Source organism: Metabacillus niabensis (assembly GCF_902829255.1).
GTDB lineage: Bacteria > Bacillota > Bacilli > Bacillales > Bacillaceae > Metabacillus > Metabacillus niabensis.
In genome coordinates, this window is record NZ_CADEPK010000454.1 from 1 (window position 1) to 8,031 (window position 8,031).

Below are 8,031 nucleotides of genomic sequence, written 5' to 3' on the forward strand. Positions count from 1 at the left end.
CCCTAAATAAATACCTTTATTGCCACCAGTTAGATAAATCCAATTATTAGTGGAAATAAGCTGAGGCCGAAAGATTAAAACACTAAATTTATATGTAATAAAGACAATGAAAACACAAACCCAGTAATTGTTTCTAATGAATTGTTTTAACCTTGTTTTTGTTAAAAAGGCATCCATTATTAAATATGTAAATAGAAATGAAATTAGGACAACTAAATAAAAGTATTGTATAGTGAAAGGCCCTATATGAATCGCATCATAAATCAAATTTTCCGAAAAACTCCTTCAATATGATGACATATATTTTTATTTAATCATGTAGTATCGAAAAGAACAATGAATTTACAAAACGTTTAGAATTTGGACATAGTATTAGAATAAAAAAAGGAACGAAAAAATATCGTTCCTTTCCTGTTAATTTTTATCCTTTTAACTTATCGCGCAATACCATTTGAAGAATTCCACCATGACGATAGTAATCAATCTCTACTTCACTGTCAAAGCGAACTAATACTTCAAATTCTTTTTTGTTTCCAGCTTCGTCTGTAGCTGTCACTTTCACGAAATCTCGTGGTTTAACTGATTCATCGATTGCAACTTCAATTGTTTCTTTACCAGTTAATCCTAGTACATCAGCGTTTTCCCCTTCTTTAAATTGAAGAGGAAGAACACCCATTAATACAAGGTTACTACGGTGGATACGCTCAAAGCTTTCAGCAATAACTGTTTTAATACCAAGTAGATTTGTTCCTTTTGCAGCCCAGTCACGTGAGCTTCCCATTCCATAATCCTTACCTGCTAACACAACAAGTCCTGTTCCATCTTGTTTGTAGTCCATACAAGCATCATAGATTGATTTTACTTCACCTGTTGGCCAGTAAGTAGTGTAACCACCTTCTGTACCAGGGGCAATTTGGTTTTTAATACGAATGTTTGCAAAAGTACCTCTCATCATTACTTCGTGGTTACCACGACGAGAACCATATGAGTTGAATTCCCTTGGAGAAACCCCATTTTCTTGTAGGTAACGTCCTGCTGGAGTATCCTTTCCAATTGAACCAGCTGGTGAGATATGGTCAGTCGTTACAGAGTCACCAAATTTAGCTACAACACGTAATCCTTGTAAAGCTTCTACTTTACCAGGTTCAGCTTCAAGGCCTTCAAAGAATGGTGGGTTTTGAATGTATGTAGATGACTCATCCCATACATATAACGCTTCATCAGTTGTTTCAATTTCATTCCAACGAGCATTATCATCAAATACTTGCTCATATTCTTTTCTAAATAACTCAGGTGTAACTGTTTTATTAACTACTTCGTTAATTTCATTAGTTGATGGCCAAATATCCTTAAAGAATACATCATTACCATTCTTATCTTTTCCTAATGCATCATTTTGAAGGTCAATATCAACCGTTCCAGCTAATGCATATGCAACAACTAGAGGTGGTGAAGCTAGATAGTTTCCTTTTACTAATGGATGAATACGTCCTTCGAAGTTACGGTTACCTGATAGTACAGATGTAACTAATAAATCATTTGTAGCTACTGCTTCTTCAATTTCATCTGCTAGTGGACCAGAGTTACCGATACAAGTTGTACATCCGTATCCAACAAGGTTAAATCCAAGTTGTTCAAGATGTGGTAATAATCCTGAATTTTCAAGGTAACCAGTTACAACTTTTGATCCAGGCGCTAATGAAGTTTTTACATATTTAGGAACTTCAAGGCCTAATTCAACTGCTTTTTTCGCAACTAGACCAGCAGCAACTAATACATATGGGTTTGATGTATTAGTACAGCTTGTAATTGCAGCAATAGCAATTGCCCCTGTTTTCATTTTTGTTTCTTCACCATTATTAAATTTAATCGTGATTTCTTTATTTATTTCATCAGCCTCTAAACCAAAGCCTTGGTTACCTGCTGGTGCTACTAAATGTTCATGGAATTTTTCTTTCATTTCAGAAAGTGGAATTAAATCCTGTGGACGTTTAGGACCAGATAAGTTTGCTTCGATTTCAGAAAGGTCAATTTCAACAACTTTAGTGAAAATTGGATCTTCATTATCAGGAGTGAAAAATAACCCGTTTGCTTTGCAATATTCTCCAACTACTTGAATATGCTCATCATCTCTTCCTGTTAAGCGCATATAATTTAAAGCTTCTTCATCTACTGGGAAGAAACCACAAGTTGCACCGTATTCTGGAGCCATGTTTGCAATCGTTGCTCGGTCTGCAAGTGGAAGCTGTGCTACACCAGGACCAAAGAATTCAACGAATTTACCAACAACACCTTGTTGACGTAATACTTGTGTTACTTTTAAAGCTAAATCAGTTGCAGTTGTTCCATTAGGAAGTTCACCCGTTAATTTAACCCCGATAACTTCAGGAACTGGGAAATATGAAGGCTGTCCAAGCATTCCTGCTTCAGCTTCGATTCCACCGACACCCCATCCAAGTACACCGATACCATTAATCATCGTTGTATGAGAGTCAGTACCGACTAAAGAATCTGGAAAAGCTTCATATTCTCCATCTTCATTTTCAACAGCGTGAACAACGCTTGCTAAATATTCTAAGTTAACTTGGTGAACAATACCTGTTGCTGGCGGTACTGCACGATAGTTATCAAATGACTTTTTAGCCCAGCTTAAAAATTTATAACGCTCTGCATTACGTTCAAATTCAAGGTCCATATTAAATTTTAATGCATCCGGCGTTCCAGCTCTATCAACCTGAACAGAGTGGTCAATAACTAAATCAACTGGAATTTCAGGATTAATTTTATCAGGATCTCCACCTAAGTCAGCCATCGCTTTACGTAGTGAAGCTAGATCAACAACAGCTGGAACACCTGTGAAATCTTGTAAAATTACACGAGATGGTTTAAAAGGTACATCAATATCTTTTAGCTCATTAGTTCCCCATTTAGCTAAATTTTCAACATGTTCTTTTGTGATAACTCTTCCGTCGACTTGACGTAAAACAGATTCTAAAAGAACTTTGACTGAATATGGTAATCGAGAAACATTCCCAATACCAGCATCTTCTAATGCTTGTAATGAATAGTAGTTGTACGTCTTTCCATTTACAGTAAAGCTTTTACGTGCTTGGAAAGTGTCTTGGTTCGTTTTTACTTGATTAGTCATTTCAACTTTCTCCCCCTTATTAAAATCAAGGTCGACTCATGTCGAAGGATGGTCCCCATTTTTAAATATTTCGCACAATTCAATCTTAATACAACTAGTATCATAAGTAAATAACAATGATGTTATTGATATGTATAAGTTTTCCTTATGAAAGCGCACTAGTTTTACTTTTTTACTATATCAAAAATTTAGCTAATTTTATACATGGTTTTTCTTATTTTTAATATTTTTCAGCCTTGAGAAGTTTATTGACTTAGAATGTATTCAGTGAAATTGAGCCATTCTATTATTGGAGGTGACATACAAATGGCGAAGCGAAGAGCAAACCATGTCATTAATGGTATGAATGATGCAAGTGCCCAAGGTGTTGGAGCGGGTTATAATGAGGAAATGCAAAACGAACCACTTACAGCTGCCCAAAAGCAAAACAATAAGAAACGAAAGAAAAATCAATAATATTGCACTAAAACAGACAAAAAACGACGGATTTCCGTCGTTTTTCATTTATTCATCTGTTTCATTCACTTTATTAACAATCTTCTGAAGATCACGTTGATATTGCTCAAGTCTATGTCTTTGAGTTTCTGATGCATTTTCTAACGCATTATTAATTTGCTCGTATGCTTCATTCACTTCTTCTGATAAATGCTTTAATTGTGTACCATAATCAGCGTCTTCCTTAATAACACTATTATATGCTTCTAATGCATCATTTGTTCCTTGCTGTGCAGCTTGAAAAGATTGTTGCTTATCTTTATGATATGGCATCTCTCATCACGGCCCTTTCATATTCCAAGTATTAAACCATGTATTAGTATGTTTCAAAGCACTATAATTATTCACTTAGATTTAGAATGTTTTCACTTCATTTGACTCATTCTAAAATGACAGGAGGGATAATATATGACAAATAAAAATGATGGTAAAGATATGCGTAAAAATGCGCATAAAGGCCCAAATGCTTCACAGCCTGAACCATTAAGTGGTTCGAAAAAAGTTAAAAATGCCAACCATACAAGACAAAAACATAATGCTGGTCATGATATGTAAGGAATGGAGTTTATCCATTCCTTTTTTCGAAACAAAAAATATGCTTCACAATCATACATAGATTGAATACTTTATTAGTTAAAGGGGGTAAAAGTAAGTCTATTATGGAGGGCAATCATTATGAATGAAAAAAAGAAAGCAAATCCAATGAATATAAATGGAATTGAAGAATGGATGACTCAATTTTTCATTGATCCATTCACAACATTATTGGATGAAACAACTTTTAGAGTAGATTTATTTGAAACAAATAATGAATATATAATAGAGGCTGAACTTGGTGAAAATATTGTCAAAGAGGATATTCACATTGAAGTGAAACGTGAAAAACTAATCATTTCAATCATTGATAATAAAAATACACAAGTTGAAGATAAAAACAAATGTAGTCGCTCCATTACTCTTCCATTTTCCATAGAGAATAAAAAAGTTGTTGCTAATTTGCTTAACGGCATTTTAGAAGTAAAAATTACAAAAAAAGGGTATCACCCTATAAAACAAACGATTCAAATAGGTAACCTTTGAGAAAACGCTTACTGGAATTCAACATAAAAGACAGCTGATTTGCTGCCTTTTATTACTCTTCTATATTAATATTTTAATTCCTATTTTTGTACATTTATTGTAATACATTTTAATTCTTGATTACCACAACGTGAGCAAGCTTTGAATTCTTCGCTAAATAACATACATCTAGAACAATAATATCTTTTCATAAGGAATAAACCCCTTTTTCTACTATATATGTTATTAGCTTATCTATGTTGTCATTCTTCAACCATATGCTCATAGCTATTATGATAAATATGGTTTAGCTTATCGATTTTATAAATATAAAATTCGTGATCCGATTCTTCATCTAAATGATTTTTTTCTTTGTAAACATTTAAAGCTTTTTTTGCCTCATCTAACGAAGTAAAAATCCCAAGAATATTAGAGCTTTCTCCACACTCAGCACATCCTAAATCTAACACAATATAGTACATGTTATACACCCTCTAGATTCAATGTAGATTAACTATACCATGTACTTCATAATCAATTCCACTAATCCTCCTTTTCAAACTAATCAAACTTGTATCATGTTTTCTTCGATTCATTGATAATTATGGCCAAAAAGCAATTTAGTATCTTAATACATTCATCACACTTTAAAGTGTCTGCTATAGAGCCGTTTTTCTTATCAAACACCATGCACTAATATCAACAAATAATAAGCCTTAAAATGAAAAAAGATGGATGATCAATACACGAACCCTTTCCCACATAATAAGTGAGAAAGGGTTCGTGACTTTTTACCATCCATTAAAAGAAATATTAAACTGTAACATTTGATAATGTTTCTAGCAAGTATTGATTCACTAATGCTTTTAGTCTCTCTTGTCTACCGGATTGGTTTTTAATTTCCGTTAATTGAAGTGCATATGCTTCTAATTTACGTAAATCTGTTTTTCCTTCAACAATTTCAAGACCAATACCTTCTGTGTAACTGCTATATCGTTGTTCAATAAAGTCTTCAAGAACTCTGTCTTCAAGTAATTTATTAGCCACTTTAAGACCAATGGCAAAGGTATCCATTCCAGCAATATGAGCATGGAATAAATCTTCAGCCTCAAATGAACCTCTTCTTACTTTTGCATCAAAGTTTAATCCACCTTTTCCAAGGCCGCCATTTTTCAATATTTCATACATTGCTAAAGTTGTAGAATATAAGTCTGTTGGGAATTCATCTGTATCCCATCCAAGCAATGTGTCACCTTGGTTTGCGTCAACAGAACCTAACATATTGTTAATGCGTGCAACATGTAACTCATGTTCAAACGTATGACCTGCTAATGTAGCGTGATTTGCTTCAATATTAAATTTAAAGTGATCTGCTAAATCATATTTTTGTAAGAATGCAAGTCCTGTAGCTACATCAAAGTCGTATTGATGTTTTGTAGGCTCTTTTGGTTTTGGTTCAATTAAAAATTGTGCATCAAAACCAATTTCCTTTGCATAATCAATAGCCATGTGGAAGAAACGAGCTAGGTTATCTTGTTCAAGTTTCATATTTGTATTTAATAAAGTTTCATATCCTTCTCTTCCGCCCCAGAATACATAGTTTTCAGCACCAAGCTCTTTACCAACTTCTAAAGCCTTTTTAACCTTTGCTGCGGAATATGCAAATACATCTGCATTATTAGAAGTAGCAGCTCCATGAACATATCTTGGATTTGTGAACATATTTGCTGTATTCCATAAAAGTTTTGTTTTACTTGTACTCATATATTCCTTAATCATTGCAACAATCGTATCCTGATTTTTATTTGTTTCAAGTAATGTATCACCTTCAGGAGCAATATCAACATCATGGAAGCAGAAAAATGGAACATTTAGCTTTTCAAATAATTCAAATGCAGCTTCTACACGAGCCTTTGCTAAATCCATGCCTGAAAGATGATTCCATGGACGAATTGCAGTACCAACACCAAATGGATCTGAACCATCTGCATTAAATGTATGCCAATAAGCAACAGAGAAACGTAAAATTTCTTCCATTGACTTACCATTAATAACCTCTTCAGGATTATAATACTTAAAAGCTAAAGGATTTTTTGATGAAGCTCCTTCATACTTAATACCATTAATGTTTTCAAAATAAGCCATTATGATTCCCCCTAAATGTAAATATTCTATTGAACCACACCTGATATCGCTTACAATAAAACTTTTATCAGTAGTTATTCAATTAGAAATCCTTTTCTTGAAACTATCGTACCAAAAAAAACTTAGTTTGTCTATCGAATAAACTAAGTTTTTTTCCTTTTAATCTATTCTTATATAAAAATGGTCCAAATTATGCACATTATTTCTATTATTAGGTATTGTTCTATCATTATATTTTGCTTTAAAACTATGCTTTTTCCTTATTACACCAATCCATTAAATGAATATAGTATAGAGGAAGGAGAGATATAAATGAAAATCATACACGGTCCAACAGAAATCGCTGGACAAATAGGAATTTTAACAAAGTATTTACGTGAAAATGGCTATAATGTTGGTGGTTATAATTGGTTTCATACTTATTTGAATTACAATAGCAATATTATTAATACTGATTTATATGAAATCACAAAGGTACTCCCTACCTACATCGACAATTTTGATTTGTTCCATTTTCATAATGGAGAAACATTTATGCAAGGATTTGCTGATTTGCCACAAATTAAGCAAAAAGGAAAAAAGATGATTATGCACCATTGGGGAAATGATGTACGAACAGAAAGTTTAACTAAACAGTTAAACCCATATCCCCTCCCTCCAAGCTACTTTTCGGATGAAGAAATTCGTGAGAGATTATTAGAAATATCAGAATATATTGATACTGCCATAGTTCAGGATTATGAAGTATTACCTTATGTCCAAGACTATTATAAAAACGTTCATGTCCTACCACTTGCTTTTGATTTAAGTAACACACAACCTTCATATCCTAATATCAATAATGATAATCCGTTGCTCATTCATGCGCCAACAAACCGTGAATTTAAAGGATCAGCATTTGTAGAACAGGCTATTGATAAGCTAAAAAGCAATCGAACATTCACCTTTAAAATGATTGAGAAAATGAGCCATTCTGAAGCATTAGAAGTCTATAAACAATCTGATATTATTGTCGACCAATTATTATGTGGAACATATGGAATGCTTAGTGTAGAAGCAATGGCTCTTGGAAAGGTTGTTGTCGGTTTTATTCGTGATGATGTTCGTGAACAATTACCAATAGATTTACCTATCGTTATTGCAACTCCTGAAAACCTCCATAAAGTATTAGATGAACTAATTAC

Annotated in this window: 7 protein-coding genes and 1 pseudogene; 4 read left to right on the plus strand and 4 right to left on the minus strand. The window is 33.3% G+C overall.

Annotated elements, in window-relative coordinates; all coding sequences use genetic code 11:
- Window positions 1–421: 421 nt before the first annotated feature.
- The gene (gene acnA, locus HU235_RS24545) at window positions 422–3,148 is read right to left on the minus strand and encodes an aconitate hydratase AcnA (RefSeq protein WP_174881891.1); all 2,727 of its coding nucleotides are present in this window, start codon (window positions 3,146–3,148) and stop codon (window positions 422–424) included.
- A 306-nt stretch (window positions 3,149–3,454) separates the two neighbouring features.
- On the opposite strand from acnA, the gene sspO reads away from it, so the two are divergent.
- Window positions 3,455–3,604 (plus strand): small acid-soluble spore protein O, encoded by a 150-nt coding sequence (gene sspO / locus HU235_RS24550; protein WP_095300876.1) that lies wholly within the window; start codon window positions 3,455–3,457, stop codon window positions 3,602–3,604.
- Between the two features lie 48 nt (window positions 3,605–3,652).
- Here the strand turns inward: sspO and HU235_RS24555 are convergent, their stop codons facing one another.
- On the minus strand, window positions 3,653–3,916 hold the full coding sequence (locus tag HU235_RS24555) for a hypothetical protein (protein WP_174881892.1): 264 nt from the start codon (window positions 3,914–3,916) through the stop codon (window positions 3,653–3,655).
- A 135-nt stretch (window positions 3,917–4,051) separates the two neighbouring features.
- On the opposite strand from HU235_RS24555, the gene HU235_RS24560 reads away from it, so the two are divergent.
- Together HU235_RS24560 and HU235_RS24565 are read left to right on the plus strand one after the other, a co-directional pair.
- Window positions 4,052–4,198: a small acid-soluble spore protein P gene (locus tag HU235_RS24560; protein ID WP_095300874.1), complete on the plus strand. Its 147-nt coding sequence runs from the start codon at window positions 4,052–4,054 to the stop codon at window positions 4,196–4,198.
- 120 nt (window positions 4,199–4,318) lie between these two features.
- On the plus strand, window positions 4,319–4,723 hold the full coding sequence (locus HU235_RS24565; protein WP_174881893.1) for an Hsp20/alpha crystallin family protein: 405 nt from the start codon (window positions 4,319–4,321) through the stop codon (window positions 4,721–4,723).
- Window positions 4,724–4,965: 242 nt separating this feature from the next.
- On the opposite strand, the gene HU235_RS24570 is transcribed toward HU235_RS24565, so the two are convergent.
- On the minus strand, window positions 4,966–5,184 hold the full coding sequence (locus HU235_RS24570; protein ID WP_145582479.1) for a hypothetical protein: 219 nt from the start codon (window positions 5,182–5,184) through the stop codon (window positions 4,966–4,968).
- Between the two features lie 331 nt (window positions 5,185–5,515).
- Window positions 5,516–6,847 carry a xylose isomerase gene (gene xylA, locus HU235_RS24575; RefSeq protein WP_095303584.1) on the minus strand — a complete coding sequence of 444 codons (1,332 nt, stop codon included), beginning with the start codon at window positions 6,845–6,847 and terminating at the stop codon, window positions 5,516–5,518.
- 312 nt (window positions 6,848–7,159) lie between these two features.
- On the opposite strand from xylA, the pseudogene HU235_RS24580 reads away from it, so the two are divergent.
- Window positions 7,160–8,031 (plus strand): annotated as a pseudogene (locus HU235_RS24580) (glycosyltransferase); the annotation flags it as partial.